The 19,888-nt window shown below is 46.4% G+C and carries 14 protein-coding genes; 12 read left to right on the top strand and 2 right to left on the bottom strand.

The genetic code is table 11. From position 1 onward, the window contains the following. The 3 genes from PAT3040_RS07015 to PAT3040_RS07025 form a co-directional block, all read left to right on the top strand. A partial coding sequence (locus tag PAT3040_RS07015) for a glycoside hydrolase family 2 protein (protein ID WP_108992027.1) occupies positions 1-2,549 on the top strand: 2,549 nt, incomplete at its 5' end. 30 nt (positions 2,550-2,579) lie between these two features. Beyond that, positions 2,580-4,004, top strand: a complete 1,425-nt coding sequence (locus PAT3040_RS07020; protein ID WP_108992028.1) for a sulfatase-like hydrolase/transferase — start codon at positions 2,580-2,582, stop codon at positions 4,002-4,004. 160 nt (positions 4,005-4,164) lie between these two features. Continuing rightward, a complete protein-coding gene (locus PAT3040_RS07025; RefSeq protein WP_108992029.1) occupies positions 4,165-5,451 on the top strand; it encodes a uracil/xanthine transporter in 1,287 nt (428 codons plus the stop codon). Between the two features lie 31 nt (positions 5,452-5,482). Here PAT3040_RS07025 and PAT3040_RS07030 read toward each other — a convergent pair whose 3' ends face one another. Next, positions 5,483-6,280, bottom strand: coding sequence for a response regulator transcription factor (locus PAT3040_RS07030; protein WP_181376473.1), 798 nt, complete (start codon positions 6,278-6,280; stop codon positions 5,483-5,485). 18 nt (positions 6,281-6,298) lie between these two features. After that, the gene (locus tag PAT3040_RS07035; RefSeq protein ID WP_181376474.1) at positions 6,299-8,059 is read right to left on the bottom strand and encodes a cache domain-containing sensor histidine kinase; all 1,761 of its coding nucleotides are present in this window, start codon (positions 8,057-8,059) and stop codon (positions 6,299-6,301) included. A gap of 213 nt (positions 8,060-8,272) precedes the next feature. Between PAT3040_RS07035 and PAT3040_RS07040 the strand changes: the two genes are divergently transcribed. The 9 genes from PAT3040_RS07040 to PAT3040_RS07080 all read left to right on the top strand — a co-directional run. After that, on the top strand, positions 8,273-9,286 hold the full coding sequence (locus PAT3040_RS07040; RefSeq protein ID WP_181376475.1) for an SGNH/GDSL hydrolase family protein: 1,014 nt from the start codon (positions 8,273-8,275) through the stop codon (positions 9,284-9,286). A 24-nt stretch (positions 9,287-9,310) separates the two neighbouring features. Next, complete coding sequence (locus PAT3040_RS07045) at positions 9,311-10,246, top strand: ABC transporter permease (RefSeq protein WP_258234880.1); 936 nt, start codon at positions 9,311-9,313, stop codon at positions 10,244-10,246. Beyond that, the gene (locus PAT3040_RS07050; RefSeq protein ID WP_108992039.1) at positions 10,246-11,115 is read left to right on the top strand and encodes a carbohydrate ABC transporter permease; all 870 of its coding nucleotides are present in this window, start codon (positions 10,246-10,248) and stop codon (positions 11,113-11,115) included. Before PAT3040_RS07045 ends, PAT3040_RS07050 begins: the two co-directional genes overlap by 1 nt. A 66-nt stretch (positions 11,116-11,181) precedes the next feature. Next, complete coding sequence (locus PAT3040_RS07055) at positions 11,182-12,798, top strand: type 2 periplasmic-binding domain-containing protein (RefSeq protein WP_108992033.1); 1,617 nt, start codon at positions 11,182-11,184, stop codon at positions 12,796-12,798. 47 nt (positions 12,799-12,845) lie between these two features. After that, entirely contained in the window at positions 12,846-16,175 is a 3,330-nt protein-coding gene (locus PAT3040_RS07060) for a carbohydrate binding domain-containing protein (RefSeq protein ID WP_181376476.1), read from the top strand. Between the two features lie 126 nt (positions 16,176-16,301). Further along, positions 16,302-17,108 carry a sugar phosphate isomerase/epimerase family protein gene (locus PAT3040_RS07065; RefSeq protein ID WP_307719159.1) on the top strand — a complete coding sequence of 269 codons (807 nt, stop codon included), beginning with the start codon at positions 16,302-16,304 and terminating at the stop codon, positions 17,106-17,108. Positions 17,109-17,136: 28 nt separating this feature from the next. Continuing rightward, positions 17,137-18,126: a Gfo/Idh/MocA family protein gene (locus tag PAT3040_RS07070; RefSeq protein WP_181376477.1), complete on the top strand. Its 990-nt coding sequence runs from the start codon at positions 17,137-17,139 to the stop codon at positions 18,124-18,126. 36 nt (positions 18,127-18,162) lie between these two features. Continuing rightward, positions 18,163-19,152 carry a Gfo/Idh/MocA family protein gene (locus PAT3040_RS07075; protein WP_108992037.1) on the top strand — a complete coding sequence of 330 codons (990 nt, stop codon included), beginning with the start codon at positions 18,163-18,165 and terminating at the stop codon, positions 19,150-19,152. Positions 19,153-19,194: 42 nt separating this feature from the next. Continuing rightward, positions 19,195-19,888, top strand: a 694-nt coding sequence (locus PAT3040_RS07080) for a Gfo/Idh/MocA family protein (RefSeq protein WP_108992040.1), incomplete at its 3' end; no start/stop codon positions are given.

Consider the following 19,888-nt stretch of genomic DNA (forward strand, 5'->3'; position numbering starts at 1 on the left):
TTTGGCCTTGGGTGCCGATGCTGCGAAACAGTGCGGAAACCGGCATGGAGCTCATGGGAGTAACGGATTGGATGCCGGCAACCGTTCCGGGAGGCGTGCATTACGACCTGTTCCGGGCGGGGCTGATCGACAATCCGTACCAGGACAATAACAGTCTTCTGTGCGAATGGGTGGAGCATCGTTGGTGGGTATATAAGACGGAGTTTCCCCGGCCGGATGTTGAAGGCGAGAAAATAGAGCTTATATGCAAAGGTTTGGATTATGAAGCTATCATTTATATGAACGGCCAGTGGCTAGGGGAGCATAAAGGCATGTTCCACCCGGCCGTTCTGGATGTAACGGAGGTACTTAAGCAAAAAGATACGGTCCAGCTTATGATTATTCTAAAGCATGTACCGGATGAGATGGGGCAAATCGGAAAAACGTCGCAGACCTTTACCCAAAAGAGCCGTTTCAACTATAAATGGGATTTCTCGACGCGGCTGGTCAATATAGGGATATGGGAAGACGTAGTCTTCAAGGTTCATCAATCCCATTCCATGGACAATGTCTATGTAAGATCGGATGTGGATTCCGAAGGGGAAGGCATTATAACCGTATCGACGGATATTCGCTCCTATAGAAGTATCGCGGGACAATTGACAATCAGCGTGATCCTGTCGGATCCGCAAGGAAATCAGGCAGGCGAGCAGGCGACGTTCATACCTGCCGACGACAGCTCTTACTCCACCGAGTTTCGGATCCAAGCTCCCGAATTGTGGTATCCCAACGGATACGGTGCTCAGCCTTTGTATGAGATGCGTATTCGCCTACATCATGGAGAATCGTTGCTCGACGAAAAAATATACAAGGTAGGAATTCGGAGCCTGAATTACGTCAGCAACGTGGACAGTCCCGAGGAGGCGCTCCCTTATACCGTTGTCATCAACGGCAAGAAGGTTTATATCAAAGGCGTCAATATGACGCCGCTTGATCATTTGTACGGCAATGTCAGCCTATCCAGATACGAATGGATCGTTCGTTTGGCCAAACATGCCAACATCAATATGATTCGAGTATGGGGAGGCGGAATTGTCGAAAAGAAGGCATTCTACGACCTCTGCGATCGGCATGGCCTTATGGTCTGGCAGGAATTTATTCAATCCAGCTCCGGCATTGATAACATCCCTTCCAAGCGGCCGGAATTTCTTGCGTTGCTGGAGCAATCCGCTATTGCGGCGCTTAAGGACCGTCGGAACCATACAAGCTTGAGCGTCTGGAGCGGCGGCAACGAGCTGATGAGCGAATCCCGAGTGCCGTCGACCTATGAGGATGAGAATCTGTCCATGTTGAAGGCTCTGGTCGAAGCCTATGATCCGCAGCGGTTGTTCCTGCCTACCTCGGCTTCCGGTCCCGTCGAACATATTACCCGGGAGAAGGGCGTGAGCCATGATATACACGGATGGTGGAAGTATGAAGGAAATCCGAATCATTATGAGCTGTATGGAGAGTCGGATAACTTATTCCATAGCGAGTTCGGAGTCGATGGCTTAAACACGGCAAAGAGCATTCGGAAATGCTTGAGCGAGACGCATCTTGCTCCTGCATCCATGGAGAATAGCAGCGTGTGGCGCCATCATGGAGAATGGTGGGATACTTACAGCCGCGAGCTTAACATGTTTGGGGCCGTGCCTGACCTGGAGACGTTCGTCGCTTGCAGTCAATGGATCCAGTCGGAAGGATTGCGTTTCATACTGGAAGCGAACCGCAGACGGAAGTTCCGGAATAGCGGCAGCATTATTTGGCAATTAAACGAGCCTTGGCCGAACGTATCCTGTACGAACCTGGTCGATTATTACGGCGAAGGCAAAATGGCGTATTACTCGGCAAGGAAAGCATTCTCGCCAAACCATGTGTCGCTTGATTACCGTCGCTTAAACTATAAGCCTGGTGAGAGCTTTAAAGCAGGGATCTTTGTTCATCGCGCAGGTGGTTCGGAGCAATCCGCAGTGACTGCCCAGGTTCTTAACGCACACGGGCAACTGCTTCATGAACAGCAATTCCTGGGAGTTTCCGAAGCGGACAAAGCGCTTGAGATCGGCGAGCTTGTTTTCGAAGTGCCGCGAACGGGGGAGGAGCTGTTCTTTGTACGATTGACGCTGGAAGGAGCTGCATCGGGCGAAAACCGCAATCTGTATACTTTCTCCGTCAGGGATGAGGCCGTTTATGCGCCTGCGTTGGAACTGGAGGACTCCAGGCTTGATATAGAATTGGTTGAACAATGGACAAACGAGAGCTTGAGTGGTCCGGAGCACAACTATCGTTACCGGATTACAAATTCGGGCGCGGTCGTCGCCTTGCACCTCTATCCGGAAGAAACGAGCGACCGATTCTGGCTCCTTGCGGATGGGGCGTTCGAAAGTTTATTCCCAGGGGAGACGATCACGATGACGGTCACCTGCGTGGAGAAAAAAGGACTGCTTTTTGAAGCCCAACCAGATGAGACGGACTTATCGGTCCGCCCTGTCATCGAGATTAAAGGCTTTCAAAAGCGCTCGACCGTGGAATGATCTTTTGCCATCTCAGCTTGGAGGCGTTGCATGATGATTCAACCGAATATACTGCTTATTGTGGCCGACCAACTGCGTAAAACAGCGGTTGGCGCCTACGGAAACCGGGATGTAAAAACACCGGTTATCGACAAATTGTCGCGGGAGGGCGTAACCTTTTCGAACAGCGTATCTGCGTCGCCCGTGTGCGCGCCTTACAGAGCCTCTTTGCAAAGCGGTTTATATCCGCACCAGCATGGAGTAAGGAGCAATGCGGATTTATTCAAGCCAAGTTTCAAAGGCGTGGCGGAGTATTTCAGCGAGGCAGGTTATGAAACCTGTTTTGTCGGCAAATCCCATTTCGGCCTGGACGAGATCGAGGAAAAGGACGGATGGGTCAGACCGGAGCATCGACTCGGCTGGAAACACTGGTACGGAACGGGCGGCGACCACCACTGGGATACGCCGATATACGACGAACGGGGCATGCTGGACACGAAGTATTACGGCCGATACGGAGCCGAAGTGCGCAGCGAAATCGCGATGGACTTTATCGAGCGGCATCAAAGCAAGCCGTGGCTTTTGCAATTGAATTACAGCGAACCGCATATTGCCACGATGCCGGCCTTGTACGGTATGCCGGCAACGCGAGAATATATACGCGAGTTGAACCAAAGCCTGGAGCTTGGATTGACGGAAGAGATGCTGAATGTCGCCAATCCGTTGGCATTTTGCGGCACATTTCCGCAGTCGCTGCTGACCCAATTGCTCCCGCAGCGGTATTTGGATATGTATGACGAAACGGGGTTGACGCTGGATCCCAATGTTCCTGAGCGTTTCCGCAAGCTTACCAGCATTTTTCTGAAGGAATGCTACGCGATGATTACTTGCCTTGACGAGCAGATCGGGCGTGTGATGGATTGCCTAGAGCGGACGGGAGAGTCTCGAAATACGATTGTCATTTTTACATCGGACCATGGCGATATGTTGAGTGACAATTTTCTGCGCGAAAAGAGCTTGCCGTACCAGAATGCTTACCGTACTCCATTTATCGCGTGGGGGCCGGAGGCAGGGGTTCCTTCGGGAAAGGGGACGGACGCGCTTATCAATTCGGTGGACGTTATGCCCACGCTGCTTGAGCTGGCCGGTATAAAGCCTGGAACGAATTTGCCGGGCGTATCGCAGGCGCCCTGGATTACCAGCGGGGAAGGCGTTTGCCAGCAGGATGTTTTGCTTGGCGTCGGGAACTGGCGAGCTTTGTTTGACGGTACGTATTTCTACGCTGTCGAGAAAAGGGATTCTACCGTAAAGGCCATCCGCCTGATTCATGCCCAAAACGACCCGTATGAAACGGAAAACCTCCTCGATGACGCTTTTGAGGGCGTCTATGTCGAACTGCAAAAACGAATGCATGAGCGTTTGTTCGTTCGCTTGGCCGAGGTTCAAGATAGGGCGTTTGCAGACACGGATCGTTGATATCGACCATGGAATGATCTTTTGCTTTAGAGGAATGATAGTATTAACCAAAACACACGGCCTCGAATTGCGGTTTTGTAAAATCGCAATTCGATGCCGTGTATTGGTTTAGGGGAACAACTCATGTTGACAATTAAACAAAACATAGGATAATGAGAACATGCGAAAACATACATCATGGACATTACCGCTTGCTTCTGTACAATGGTTGTTTTTTATTTTTGCCAATACGGTCGTTGTTCCCCTATCTGTGGGCTCAGCCTTCGATCTGCCGACACATGATATAGCCGGAATTTTACGAAGCTCTTTGATCTTTACGGGAATTGCTTGCATGCTGCAGGGGTTTATCGGCCACCGATATCCGCTTCTGGAAGGACATTCCGGAGTCATGTGGGGGTTAACGTTAACTTTAAGCGCATCTGCCTCTTCCATGGGCATGAGCTTGACATCGATTGGCGGAGGAATTGCCACCGGGATGTTGCTTGCCGGATTCGTTGTTGCGATGCTGGGGGCCTTTAATCTCCTTGGCTTTATTCAAAAAATCTTTACGCCGATGGTCATGAATGTTTTTTTATTCTTATTAACGTTTCAATTGATTTTAATCTTTTTCAAGGGCATGCTGAAGACTTCGGCAGACGGGGTATTGGACATGCCCGTAAGTTTGTTTTCCATAGGAATTGCCATATTCGTCATTTTGCTCAAAATAAAAGGGAAACCGGCGATCGGGAACTTTTCCATCCTTATCGGAATGGTCGTAGGCTGGATCTTGTATGTGCTTGTTTTTCCGTCAGGACAGGCCGTTAACGTTGAGTCTTCACTAAGCTTCCCTATATTCCCGTTTGGAAAGCCGAATTTAAATGTCAGCATTATTGCGGTTACATTTCTGGCCAGCTTCGTGAATTTAAGCAATACGATCGCATCCGTCCGAGCCGTTTCTAATTTATTGCAGCAAAAAGCAACGGAAAGCCAATTGAGACGTTCGTATGTGCTAACAGGCCTGTTTTCTATTGCGGCGTCCGTTCTGGGACTGGTTTCATATGCTACATTTGCTTCTAGCATCGGTTTTTTGGAAAGTACAAGAAACTTCGATCGCAAACCCTTTCTTATTGGCGGAGGGTTGATGTCGTTGCTGGGAGTCATCCCTTTTCTCGGGGGGATTCTGGCAACCTTGCCCATAACGGTGGGAAATGCGGTATTGTTTGCCGCGTATTTGCAGTTATTGGGGACATCCTTAAAAGGCATTAAAGGATATGATTTTAATTCCGTTACGATTCATCGTTTGGCGCTCCCCCTTCTGATAGGGGTTTGTATTATGAATGTAGACGCGACTCTGTTTAGCGGAATGCCCGCGCTCTTGCAACCTTTGCTTACGAATGGATTTATTATGGGTGTTCTATTATCGATATTGCTTGAAAAGCTCATCAATTGGGATAAAGTCGGCCCATAAGTACTCACTGTCTATCGGACCCGTTATGATTTTAAACCTGCAGATTCCTGTATTCGACAGGTTTTAAGCCGGTAGTTCTCTCGAATATTTTGCTGAAATATTTGGTATCTTTGTATCCAATCTGATTGCTGATTTCGTACACTTTAAGGTCTGTCTCCTTTAACAGGTGTTGGGCTTTGCTTATTCGTACGGAGGTTAAATAATTAAGAAAAGTAGTATTCGTTTTTTTCATGAACAGCTGGCTTAAATAACTGGGATTAATGAAAAAAAGATCAGCTAAAGTGACAAGCGATAGATTTTCTGCATAATGCTCATTTATATAATTTTTAATGTCCTGAATCATTCCCTTGTGCCGGTGTCCTTCTGGCTCTTCGGCATCAAGCGGAGCTTGCCCTGGATTAAATTTGCCGTATTGAGCTTGCAAGCTTGCAATTTGATCGTTTTTAAGGCGTTCATCTTCAATTTCAGTAATGGCTTGCCTAATACTTCTCTCTAATTCATGTTCGTCCACTGGTTTAAGCACGTAATTTAAAACGCCGAATTGAATTCCCTTTTGGGCATATTGAAAATCGGAATATCCGCTTAGAATAATGAATTTAATCGAATGTTTATTTTGCTTAAGCGCGGCAATCATCTCCAGACCGTTCATGTAAGGCATATTGATATCCGTAATGATGATATCGGGCTTTGTTTCCTCGGCTAACTTCAAGCCTGCTTCTCCATTGTATGCGGTACCTGCTACGATACAACGTAATTGCTCCCAAGGAATGATCTGTTGCAAGCCGCGCGTGATTCTATTTTCGTCATCAACCAATAATACCTTGTACATGACAGGGCTCCTTTTCATTCAGATCGGGTTGACAGGAAAGGAAATCATTATATTTGTGCCTATGCCTGGAGATGAATCGATATGAAAGGCCAATGCTTCGCCGTAATGCAATTGCAGGCGTTCGACAACATTTTTTAAGCCCAGAGAATGGGTAGATTCCTCTTCGGCGCATCGATTGTGCACGCTAGTTCGAATGAACGCCAGTTCCTCTTCCGTCATCCCCTCGCCATCGTCCCTGATGGAGATCGTACAGCTCTCTGCGCCGATGCTCCCATTAATATAAATATGATACTGACGGTCATGCCTCAGAAATCCATGAATAATACTGTTTTCTATCAAAGGCTGAAAGATAATTCTGGGAATCTGTATATCGAGCAGTTGTTCATCAAGCTCTACATGCAGATGAAAACGGTTGTCAAATCGAATGTTTTGCAGGGCAATATAGGTATCTATATACTCCATTTCATGGCGAATTTGATTTTTGCGGTTCGATTTGTTTAAAGCAATCTGGAAAAGCTTGCCGAGTGTCTGAATCATCTTGGCTACGGTAGGGGCCTTGTTCAACTGCGCCTCCATTCGAATGGACTCTAACGTGTTGTTAAGCCAATGCGGATTGATCTGATTTTGCAGAGCAAGGAAACGGGCCTCGTTATGTTTGATTTTGGAGGCTAACACATCTTCAATGAGATGTTTGATCTGCAGAATCATTTGATTATAGTGCTTCGTTAATGTACCAAGCTCGTCTGAATGCTGGGACCCCAGGATCGGACGATAGTAGCCCTGCTCTACGTGTTTCATATTATAGATGAGTCTTTGAATCGGTTTTGTAATTTGATAGCTGATCCAGATCGAAGCGGGAATGATAATAACCAATATTAATAATGTAATCAAAATGGATAGGCGTTTATAATGTTCCAGTTGTTTATATAAATTTTTAACGGGGACAAATACGGCCACATTAATGCCCGTTGCCGAGGAACGATCCGTAATGCTTAGTATCGAGTCATCTAGCTCAGCGGGATTCTTTATTATGGATTGATCTGATGCGCCGTATTCGGGGCTTATATCGAACAGGAGCTCGTCATATTTATTGTAAACCAAAATTTGGGATTGATATTGATCGCGGATATCGAATAAACGGTTATCCATCGTAATCAGACTGGCGGAGGAGAGCTCAAACAAGATAACGCCGGCCATCTTTCCTTGTTGATCCTTGATTAGCCGCCCAGCAGTAAACACATCGAACTCCTTCTCCTTAAGCGTTGTCTTGCCATAATAGGGCGTGATAACGAGCTCGCCATTTGCCTTCAGAATCTCCTGAAACCATTTTTGCTCCAACAGCAATTTATAATCTGTAAGCGCATTAATATTGCCAGTAGAGTATTGTTTGCCCTCTTTACTTATGATTTGAACCGATTCCACGTAGGGAAGCTGGTCATAAAATCTGAGGAGCTGACGGGAAATCAACAGATTATTTTCAATACGTTCTCCGGTCGAATAAACCGACTCTCCTTGCAAATACGCGATCATATTGTAATCGCTGAATATGCTTCTCGAGGTGTAATCGATTTGAAGAATATAGTTGTTTAAGGTTGTATTCAGTTGTGAGACATACAACTGAATGAAATCCGTAGTGGAGGTTTGAATGGTCGTTTTACCTTGCGAATATAAGGTTTGAGTAATAATCAGAATTGGAATGATACACAATACGAGAAAGTATAAGAATAACTTTTTGAAGAAGCTGATAGATTGAAATTTCTCCCAAACATATAGCAGCATGTATACTCTCTCCATTCGGACTGAAGCGTAGCATCAGTATAGAAGATTTAGTAGGGAGTGACAAGGCTGTACGGGCTGTTTGAAAGCGCTATCTAAAGGATGACGTACTAAATCATAAAGAATGTCGTATTTCATTCGATTTTCACGAGGCCTACAATTAAACAGAGAAAGACAATCCAAATTATTTAGACGGGGATAAGGTTGATGAGTGAGATGATTAAACAACAACGTGCCGAGTCTTTTGTTTTTGTGGGCGAAGAAGCATTAAAGCTGCGGTATAAGCCTTTGCGTCAAGGAGTTGTGGTCAGAAGCCATGTTGTAAAGGAGATTACGAATGATGAACACGTGATCTTTAAGGAGCATGTAGATTATGTAGTCGATTACGAACGCGGAGTCATAAGTCGTACGTCAAACAGTCGTATTCCGGATTGGTCCTTGCACCCCATGTTTGGTTTAAAACGTTTTGACCATACCTTGTACGCTGATTATAGTAATCAAGCTTACACAGTTTATGCGCAGTACGACTACATCGCAGACCGTTATGAGAGGGAGGCTGATCCTCAAATAGCCTCCTCCATTCTGCCGCGTACCTGGTCCAAACTTCAGGCAGGCGCGCAAGTCACCTACACGGTATTAGGCGATAGCATCAGTACAGGAGGGGAAGCAAGTGCGGAGCAATGGACTTATTTCAACCGGTTATCGCGTTATTTATGTGAGCAATATGGCCCTTCAGCGGGATCAGGCATCACTTTATTGAATAAAGCGATCGGCGGCGAAACAAGCAAGGGTGGTTTGGCCAGGATAGAGAGAGACGTCATTCCAACACGACCTGATTTGGTAACGATAGGGTACGGGATGAATGATCAGAGTATATCCGCCGCAGGGCAAGTTAGCGCCGTACCATTACCTCAATTTGTTGAAAATATGGAAACGATGATTAAATTGCTTCGCGAGCAAACTTCCTGTGACATTATTTTAGTTACTCCCTGTTCCCCAAATCCAGACTGGCAACGTACGAGTGGGAGAACCGTTGATTACGCTGCCGCACTATGTGAGCTCGGGATAAGGTACAACGTGGGCGTAGCCGACGCCTATGCTGTATGGGAAGCAGAACTTGCTGCTGGTAAAACGCCCGGAAGCTTGCTGCTTAACAATATTAATCATCCGAATGATTACGGACACGAGCTCTATTTGCAGGCATTTTTGAAACTGTTGCATGGCAAATAGGAACGTGTGAGAGGGGCAATAAGATTGCAAAATGTAACAAAAGCGCGTCTCCAGAAGGAAGGATGGATCAAGAACATACGGAAATACAAGGCACTTTATCTCATGGTTTTTCCCGGAGTCCTTTACTTTATTATGTTCCGCTACATTCCCTTAGGGGGGATCACGATCGCCTTTCAAGATTACATGATTTTTAAAGGCATTTTGAACAGTCCCTTTGTGGGTTTCAAACATTTCGAATCGTTGTTTTCCTATGCTCAATTTTGGCGCGTGTTAAAAAATACGGCCATTATCGGACTATATAATATCGTTTTTGTATTTCCAGTGCCGATCTTTCTGGCTTTGCTATTTAATGAGATCAGAAACTTGGCTTACAAAAGAACGCTGCAAACGATTTATTATGTGCCTCATTTTTTTTCTTGGGTAATTATCTCTGCGCTTACCGTTCAATTTCTTTCCCTTTCGGGTGTCGTGAATTCGGTTCGCAAATGGATCGGCTTGGAAGCGCTTTTATTTATGCAGAGCGAAGCTTACTTTCGCCTGATTCTGATTTTGACCAGCATATGGAAGGAAGCGGGATGGGGAACCATTATATTGCTGGCAGCGATCAGCAGTATTAATCCGGAAATCTATGAAGCGGCGATGGCCGACGGAGCGAGTCGTTTGCGCCAAATGTTCAGCATTACGCTGCCATTATTGATGCCAACCGTCGTTGTCCTATTATTATTAAACATCGGGAACGTTCTAGATTTAAGTTTTGATCAAATCTATAACTTGCTTACTCCGATGACCTACCCTGTTGGCGATGTGATCGACACCTATGTGTATCGTGTCGGCATCATTCAAGGACAGTATAGCGCAACAACGGCGATAGGACTATTTCAATCACTGATTGGCCTCATTCTCGTTGTATTCTTTAACAGTTTGGCAAGGAGATATCAGGAAGAGGGGGGATTATGGTAATGGCCCAATACAAAGAAAGCTTTGGGGATACCTTATTCCGTTATCTTACTATGATTGTTTTGGGCTTGTTGTCTCTTCTGATGCTTATGCCGTTTGCAAAAGTGCTGGCTACAAGCTTTAGCGGGCCTAATCCGGTCGACGCAGGTAAAGTTTTTTTTTGGCCGGTGCAATTTAATCTGGAATCCTGGTTCTATGTTTTAAAGCAAGCGCCGCTGTGGCATTCGTTTCTGCTTACGGTGTTTGCTACGGTTGCAGGCACGTTCCTATGTCTGCTGGTCACTGCATTAATGGCTTATCCGCTCGCGAAAAGCGAGTTTAAATTAGCGAAAATCATATTGTTTATGGTTGTGATGACGATGATTTTTCGTTATCCCATTATTCCTTACTTTTTGTCTCTGCGCTCCTACGGTTTGTATAACTCGATATGGGTGCTCATTATCCCCCATACGATATCCGCTTTTAATTTAATTATAATGCGGACCTTTTTTAGAGGAATGCCGAAGGAACTGGAAGAAGCGGCGCAAATGGAAGGCTGCGGTTATTTCGGGTTATTGTTTCGAATCGTGCTCCCTTCATCAAAAGCGGTATTAGCTACGCTTGGCATTTTTTATGCGGTAGGCATTTGGAATCAATTTATGACTCCATTAATGTTTATTGAGGATCAAGCATTATATCCACTGCAATTGAAATTACGGGAATATATCATCTACACGGATATGGCCACCGAAGGACTAAAAGTCGAACTGCCTTATAATAATACGACATTACAATCTACTACCATTATTTTTGCTACAATTCCGATCTTGCTTGTCTATCCATTTTTGCAAAAACATTTTGTAAAGGGCGCTTTGTTAGGATCTGTGAAATAATGACGGATGGCGTAATCAGTTGAATAACTGTTTACCATATAATGCAATCGAAAGGGGCAAAGTGAAATGAATACACGTCTTAGAGGCCTTAGCAACAAACTGTTCATCGTATTTGTTCTTATCTGTATGGTCATCGTTGGTTGCAGCAATAATTCAGGAGGCAATGCACCAAAAGAAACGGTAAAAGAAACAGGGAAGGAAGTAGAAAAAGAAAAAGAACTAGAAAAAGAGAAAGAGATTCCATACGTCGAAATATGGGGCAATAACGGAAACTTTAAAAATGCGTTGGAGAAAGACTCTCCCTACTCTAAATGGATGATCGACAATGTAGGAGTCGGCTACTATTCGCCTTTAGTGCCCTGGGAAGGGGGAACGGCGTATATTCAACGCTTAAACACGCGGATTGCCAGCAATGACTTGCCGGATGCGTTCGTTCCTTGGCAAGGGATCGAAGGGACATTAATCGAACAAGGCGCTTTGGCGGATTTAACCGATTATTTGCCGAAGTATGCGCCTCATATTTGGAATGCGATCCCCGAGGACATATGGAATGTTGTCCGCACGTCGGATCCGACAGGGAAAGGACGAATTTATTACCTTCCGAGAGTCGAGCTCTACCAGAGCTATGGCGCATTTATTAGACAAGATTGGTTGGATCGCGTAGGTAAGAAAGTGCCGACAACAAAAGCGGAGTTTGAGGATGTTTTGCAAGCATTTCTGGATCAAGATGCAAATGGCAATGGCGATCCGAATGATGAAATCCCGATATCGGGTAGAGAATTTGGACGTTGGATGGATGTTTTATTTGGCATGTATGGCGTAGCGATGTGGGAAGGTTTCCCGATGTGGGACATCTATGAGGGCGAGATTACTTATTCCGGTGTCACTTCGAATATGAGAGATGCCATAGTTAACCTGAGAGACATGTATGCCAAGAAATTATTAGATAATGAAACGTTTTTGAACAGTGCAGCCGATTGGAGCGCCAAGATGAATTCCGATCGAATGGGCGCCTGGTTCCATATTAATAAAAATACGACAGGACCGCTTGATCAACTCAAAGAAATCAATCCGGAAGCGCACTTGGTCGCGCTGCCTGTTCCTAAAGTCGACGGTTATGAGGGCTTCGTGACACATAAACGAATCAATCGCCCGGAATTTGTCATCGCCAACAAAGGAGAGGAAACAGTCATCAATGTACTCAAGATATTAGACTGGATTCATGATCCGGCAAATCGAGAAGAAAATATTTACGGCGTTGAAGGCGTCGATCATGAGGTTGTCAATGGGGAAAAGGTTCTTCTGCCGCCTGACTTTGAAGGAAATTCGGCCAAGATCGTAGGCAATTTTGTATTCGACCTGGATTCCTTATTAGTTCAGCTTGAGTTGGAATCAAAAGGCGTCGATGCAGAGACAGTAAAGATCATCGAACAGCGGAATCAAATCGTGAAAGACAATCAAGCCTACTCGAAGTCAATTGCTGGAGACGGCCTGACGGCAAGCGTATATGAGGGTTATGCCGACATTCAAAATCACACCTCGTATCAGGAAGTGATGACGAAAATTATTATTGGAGACTACCCGATCGAGAAATTCGATTCATTTGTGGAGGAGTGGTACAAGAGCGGTGGGGAAGAAGTAACCAAACGCGTGCGCGAATGGTATGCGCAAGCGAGTAAGTAACGGTTTACTGCGAGCGAATACATGATCCTTAACAAGGAGAGATGGATATGTCAAAGTCAATTCGTATGATGAGTACGATCCGGATTGTATTTCGAGCTTCACTGTGTGCCTGCTTTGCTGCTGTACTCATAATCGTGGCAGGAACTTCGCAAGCAGGTGCTGCGAGTATCGGCGATGATCTATTGTTAAATGGCGGTTTTGAGCAAAATGACATGGCTGTCCCGGAATACTGGGAAGCCATGGGGGGCTGGGAGAACCCAACGTTTACACTGTCGTCCGACGCAGCGCGGAGTGGAACAAAAGGCATGCTGGTTCAGACCGCGCAACCTACAAACCCTTGGTTGATGCAGATTGTGCCTGTCGAGGAAGGTGCGACATATGACATCTCTGCTTGGCTCAAGGCAACGGGGGTGCAAGGACAAGGCGTAGGTTTCAAATTGGAATACTATAGAGGAAATGAAGCGATCAATGCCAATCATATTCTCGGGTTCGATAAGACGCATATATTGCCAAGTAATCAGTTAACCGGCGAATGGCAGCAGCTGGATGTTCCGGTTACTGCGCCGCCTGAGGCAGAACTGGTCAAAGTATATGTGCGCCTATATGGCACAGGCTCGGTTTACTTCGATGATGTTTCCTTTACATTGCTGGAACATAAGCCGATGATCATGCTAAACACAGACCAAATCATTTATTATTCGCATCTTACGGATGGCCAAGTCCATGTCACACTTGACTCTCCGGCGGAGCAGCTCAGCGATAAACATATTGATGTTCGCATCTATAATGAAGCAACAAATGTAACGATAGCAACCTATTCACAGGCCGCTGTGGAAGGACAGATGATAGTTCCCTTCGACCCATCGCAGATGGTGAAGGAGGAAACTTACCAAGTCGAAGTACAAGTGTTGGACAATGCCAATGTTCTCTTGGAAACAGCAAAAGAAACCATTTACAGATTTGATCGGCCATCGATGCTTCAGGATGATGGCACGCTGTTGGTAGATGGAGAGCCTTTCTTTGCCGTGGGCGGCTATCACGTAGCTCCAAGCGATTATCCTTATCTGAGCCAAGCGGGTATCAATGTGTTGCAGAGCAGTGGAACAAATAATGCCGAGGTATTACAAAATGAGCTGGATACTGCCGAGCAATATGGCCTAAAGTTAATGGTTGTCCTATACAACGGCATGAAAGTGCACGAAAACGCCGCCATGACAGAACAATTTGTCACGAGATTCAAGGATCATCCTGCTGTTTTTGCGTGGATGATCATGGACGAACCGTTGCACAATGGTAAGACAAAGGAAGAACTGATCAATGCTAATCTAATTATTCGTTCCATCGATAAAAAGCATCCAATTTATATGGTTGAGGCGCCAATTACATGGGCGTATGATACGACAGCAAAATTGACTGATATCTTCGCAACGGACTATTACCCGCTTCCTGATCAGCCTATTTCATTGGTCGGGGATCATACAGCATTGGGTAAAGTCGCTGCTGGCGAAGGAAAACCGGTTTGGACCGTACTGCAAGCGATGTACAACTCTAACCACCCATACCTCCCTACAATTGATGAAGTGCGTAATATGGCGTACCAGTCGGTAGTAAATGGAGCGCAAGGGCTGGCTTACTATTCGCTTAATGAAATCGGTTTCGTATTACGCGACTCCGCACTTTGGCCGGGGTTGCTACAGTTCAGTGAAGAATTGTCACGGATTGGACATCTTGTCGCTGAAGCTGAACAACTGGATAGCGGCAAGTCGGAAGCGGGCGAGTGGGCTTTATGGCAGGACGGAGATGACCTGTACGTTATGGCGGTTAACACGAGCGGCCAATCCCAACAGCTAACGATTCCATTAGGTTTAACGGGCTATCATGCAGAACTATTGTACGGCGGATCCCAAACGTCGATAGATAGTCAAGCTGATGCGTTGCAAGTGTCGCTGGAAACGAATCAGGCACTTTATTATCATATCATTCCATTCGAAACGATGATCGAACAGGCAATGGATGCTGCCGATGAGGCTGAGGGGCTTTCAACCGATCATCAATGGTTGTCGCGTTTGCAAAAGTTGAAACGCAGCTTGGATGAGATCCAGACCGAGTTGCAATCCGCCAATCCAAAGATGAAAGATGTCGTGAAAGAAACGTCGAAGGTATTTAACACGATTGAGCAGTTATCAAGCCGCGTCCATAACATGGCTGACGGACCAACGAAAGAAACGATGCTGCAAGCACTCAACCAAATCAAAACGTATGTCGCACCGATAATGGGATCCGAAATAGAAGTTGTCATGGGGCTTGCAGGCGACGGTATAGTCGGTCCCATGCAATCGAACGAAATGTCGGTGGAGCTTAAAAACTTGGTCAATAGCAATCTAATAGACGTAAAATTGACATTGGAATTTCCAGAAGTTTTTGCACTGGAACCGATGACTCAGACGATCGCAAAGCTTAAGGGACAGGAATCGGCAACGAGGGCATTTGCATTCGAAATCGAAGCGCCGGTGCCGGATGGTCGTTATCGCATTGTGTTGAAACTGGAATATAACTACCAAGGCACTATCGTTACGGTAGAGAAAGAGAGCTACTTTCAGTACGTGGAACTCCTTGAGGCCAAGGTGGCGCCTGCAAAAATTATTGTGAACAAGGATGGGAGCTACGCGTTTAATATAACGCTCTCGAACCAGGTGGCACTTGATCAATTGATCTCGCTGGAAGCAGATCAACTTCCAACAAACATGACGATACAATTGCCGGAACCTTTTGTATTAGCCGGGCATCAGGATACAACCGTAACAGGCTCCATTTATGCGCCCCCAGGCATGATCGAAGGGGAGTACGAGATGGCATTAAACATTAAATCAGGCGATGATGTTATATATTCGTTGCCGCTATCGGTTCATGTCAGCTACAACTTGTTGCACAATCCAGGCTTCGAGCAGGCCAATGGCGCGGCACCGGATGGCTGGCTCATGCGTCGGGGAAGCTGGGTGCAAGACGAGGTGCATGAGGGGCGTTATGCTGTCGCATTACTGCCGGATGGCGGAACGAATACGTATAATGTGATCAACTCGTCCGGCTTTATTCCCGTTCAGCCTGGCGCGACATACGTGCTGCGCGGTTGGGTAAAAAATGCATCGACAACCGGGCTTGTACAAATCGGTTTGAGAGAGATCAAATCAGATAAGACAGCATCAGTTAGATACGTTTGGCGGGACATTGAGCCGGGTTCCGAGTGGCAGTATTACGAGCTGGAAGTGACGCCCGGAAGTTTATCCAAGTATTTGCAGGTTTATCTGAGTTCGAATACGCACACAAACGGCACGGCTTGGTTCGACGAATTGTATGTGCAAGAAATTATAAATGAGTGATCGGAGCAGGATGACAGTATGGCCTGAGTTCCTCTACAGGAACTCGGGTCTTGTTCAAAGGATGGTGGGGTAATGCGCATTGGCATGAGTTCATATTGTTTAAGCCAAGCCATGAGTGCTGGAAGAATGACGATCGTTGACGTGATTGGATGGGCTGCCGAGCATGGATGCGAGCATATTGAGATCGTCCCTATCGGGTTTACTTTAGAGGATAATCCCAGGCTGATCGAGGACATTCGCAGGAAAGCAGAACAATGCAATATTGTTTTGTCCAATTATTTAATTAAGGCGAATTTCGTGGGTGGCGATGAAAGCCAATATGAGGCGGAAATCACTAGAGTGAAGCGACAGGTTGATATTGCGGTCGCGCTAGGCGTGACACAAATGCGACACGATGTAGCCCACAGGCCGATTGGAGAAACGACGCTTCGACAATTTTACACGGATTTGCCGCGTTTGACGGAAGCATGCAGGCGGATAAGCGACTATGCGCAACCATTCGGCATAAGGACCAGCGTGGAGAATCATGGTGTCTATATACAGCATAGCGAACGGATTGAGGCATTAATCCATGCTGTCGAAAGGGGGAATTTCGGCACGACCTTGGATATCGGAAACTTTTTATGTGTCGATGAGAATCCGGCAGCAGCCGTGAAGAGAAGTTTGCCATTTGCTGCGATGATTCATCTGAAGGATTTTTATTATAGACCTTCTTATCGCAATCCGGGCGAAGGATGGTTTCAAACGGCGAATGGGAACTATTTGCGCGGGGCCATTTTTGGTCAAGGCGATGTAGATGTTTGGGAACTGTTGAGGATGATCAAGTCGTCTGGGTACGAAGGGGATTTGTCTCTGGAGTTTGAAGGCAAGGAAGCGTGCGAATACGGAACCAGGATCGGACTGCAAAATATTAGAACCCTGCTAGAACAATAAATGAATGATAGAAAAGGACGTTGTATTCATGAGCATAAAGATTGGAATGATAGGCGCAGGCGGGATTGCTCAAAATCATGTGAAAGCACTGGCACGCATTGAGAATGCGCGGATTGCAACCGTGTTCGATATCAATCCGGAACAGGCGGCGAAGGTAGCCAATGCCACGGGAGCGACGATTGCAACTAGCGCCGAACGATTGCTCGATGACAAAGAAATCGATGCTGTTTTGATCTGTTCCCCACAGTTTGCAAGAGGTCAATTAGAGGAAATAGCAGCCGGAAATAACCTTCATTTACTGGTGGAGAAACCTTTAGGCTTAAATATGGAGGACGTCACTCGCAAGGGGCGGGCCATTAGGGAATCGGGCGTGATCAACTCAACCGGCTATTGTTTAAGGTATTTGGATACGGTGCAGATGGCCAAACAATATTTGCATGGCAAGCAGGTTCATTTGGTTCAAGTTCATCGATTCGGGACAAGACACCCGGCAAAATGGTGGAATCAACTTGATCTGTCAGGCGGCTTTCTCGTCGATGCCGTCACTCACCAAGTCGATCTTGTGCGCTATTTGGTAAGCGAGTTTAACGAAGTGTACGCAAATTTTGGTCGTAATACGATCCTGCAAGAAAGTCCGGACTCTACCATTTATGATGGCGGGGCCCTGTCATTTACACTAGCAAACGGGGCAGTGGGAACACTGACAGAGTCTTGCGTTTCCCCCTATTATAATGGCTCGGAAATAAAAATATTCGGTCCTGATTTCTATTTGTCACTCCGTGCTAATGGAACACAAATCACGATTATCGATAATGATCAGAATATTACGAAAATTACGAAAATGGATGCGTATTATGAACAGGATAAAAGTTTTGTGGAAGCCATCGTTTCAGGCGATTCGACACATGTGCTAAGCAATTATGAAGATGCTTCAAAAACACTTGTCGTCACGCTTGCAGCGAACCAGTCTTTTATAGAACGGAAAAGCATGAGTCTAATAGAAACGACATATGGATGATGAAGATAGGTTAAGGGAAGATAGGGGTGGCAGGTGATGAGGAAATTAAAAATAGGGATGATCAGCTTTGCGCACTTCCATGCTTTTTCGTTCTTGAACGCATTGCGCAACCTGCCTGAGGTGGAAGTTACGGGGATTTATCACGAAATAAGAGGCCGCGTAGAATCGCTGTTGGAGCAGACGGGTATTGTCTACTTTGAGGATTATCGCGAGCTGTTAAAGACGGATATCGATGCTGTCGTTATCTGCTCCGAAAATGTTAATCATGCGGCTCATACGATAGATGCGGCAAATGCCGGGAAGCATGTGTTATGTGAAAAACCATTGGGCATTTCGGTTGAAGAGATGAAGCGGATGATTGACGCTTGCGAGGTCAACGGAGTTCAATTGATGACCGCATTTCCGTGTCGTTATCTTACTGCCGTGGTTGAGGCCAGGCAGGCCGTAAATCGGGGAGAGATCGGGGAGATCGTGGCTATCAAAGGGACGAATCGCGGTACATTTCCAGGCGGATGGTTCGCGAATCCGCAACTGTCCGGCGGCGGCGCACTGCTCGATCATACGGTGCATGTCATGGATTTGATGAATTGGTTCCTGGCCGGTTCCAGAGTGAAGGAAGTGTATGCTTATGCCGCAACCTTGTTTCAGGAAGGCGCCGAAGTGGATGATGCGGGCATGATCCATATGAAATTCGATAACGGAGTATTCGGCGTGATTGATACAAGCTGGTCGCGTCCCAAATCCTTCCCGACTTGGGGAGATGTCACGATGGAGATTGTAGGGACCAAAGGGGTCATTTCCGTGGATGCGTTCGCGCAAAAAAACGAGCTATTCTCTGATGATATCGGCAAGGGGATATACAGCTTCTGGGGCGATGTCAGCGATAAATATATGGTGAAAGGTTTCGTCGATGCCCTTCTGCACGATAAACCTGTTCCGATCAACGGTCTCGATGGCCTTCGTTCGGCAGAGGTCGCGCTAGCCGGGTACCGCTCCGTCAAGCTGGGGCAGCCCGTGCCAATCTAGCTTCATTATTTAGGCAGTTCAATAATACAAAGGGAGTGTTGGATGATGGCGCTGAATTTTGTAGTAGCGGGTACGGGATGGGCTGCGGTTGAATATTTGCAGGCCATACATCTACGTGACGATTCGGAAGTATACGGGGTCGTAACGCAAGATTCACAACGGGCTAAATCTTTATTGGAACAACTGGGTATCAACGCCAAGATTTTTACGGACTACATGGAAGCGGTTAAGGATGCGAATGTGGATGCCGTGGTGCTTTGTTCAACTCCCGATGTACGACCCGAACAAGCTGTTTTAGCTGCACAGTATGGCAAACATATGGTCATTGAGAAACCGATGGCGATGGATAGGGCTTCGCTCGAAAAAATGGCCAACGCGATTCGGCAAAATCCGGTTAAGTCTGTTGTCAGTTTTGTCCTGCGATGGAATCCGTCATTTGAAACGACAAAAGCGCTGATAGAAAAGGATGCGCTAGGAAGAATTTATATGGCCCAAATCGACTACTGGCATTTTGTTGGCCCGCAGTACGGTCAACATCGTTGGAGCAGCAAGAAACCGTTAGGGGGAAGCAGCATACTTTCCGCCGGGTGCCACGCCGTGGATGCCGTCAGATATTTTGCAGGTGAAATCTCCGAAGTAAGCGCCTTTAGTTGTACGACATGGAAGGACTCCGAATATGAGTTTGATCCGAACGCGATAGCGATATTTAAACTGAAAAATGGCGGGCTCGGCAAGG

The organism is Paenibacillus agaridevorans (assembly GCF_003112455.1).
GTDB classification, from domain to species: Bacteria; Bacillota; Bacilli; order Paenibacillales; family Paenibacillaceae; genus Pristimantibacillus; species Pristimantibacillus agaridevorans.

Coding starts and splice junctions, on each gene's coding strand:
- PAT3040_RS07060 (WP_181376476.1), top strand. CDS start 12,846: ATGTCAAAGTCAATTCGTATGATGAGTACGATCCGGATTGTATTTCGA.
- PAT3040_RS07025 (WP_108992029.1), top strand. CDS start 4,165: ATGCGAAAACATACATCATGGACATTACCGCTTGCTTCTGTACAATGG.
- PAT3040_RS07070 (WP_181376477.1), top strand. CDS start 17,137: ATGAGCATAAAGATTGGAATGATAGGCGCAGGCGGGATTGCTCAAAAT.
- PAT3040_RS07075 (WP_108992037.1), top strand. CDS start 18,163: ATGAGGAAATTAAAAATAGGGATGATCAGCTTTGCGCACTTCCATGCT.
- PAT3040_RS07030 (WP_181376473.1), bottom strand. CDS start 6,280: ATGTACAAGGTATTATTGGTTGATGACGAAAATAGAATCACGCGCGGC.
- PAT3040_RS07020 (WP_108992028.1), top strand. CDS start 2,580: ATGATGATTCAACCGAATATACTGCTTATTGTGGCCGACCAACTGCGT.
- PAT3040_RS07065 (WP_307719159.1), top strand. CDS start 16,302: ATGACGATCGTTGACGTGATTGGATGGGCTGCCGAGCATGGATGCGAG.
- PAT3040_RS07040 (WP_181376475.1), top strand. CDS start 8,273: ATGATTAAACAACAACGTGCCGAGTCTTTTGTTTTTGTGGGCGAAGAA.
- PAT3040_RS07035 (WP_181376474.1), bottom strand. CDS start 8,059: ATGCTGCTATATGTTTGGGAGAAATTTCAATCTATCAGCTTCTTCAAA.
- PAT3040_RS07055 (WP_108992033.1), top strand. CDS start 11,182: ATGAATACACGTCTTAGAGGCCTTAGCAACAAACTGTTCATCGTATTT.
- PAT3040_RS07050 (WP_108992039.1), top strand. CDS start 10,246: ATGGCCCAATACAAAGAAAGCTTTGGGGATACCTTATTCCGTTATCTT.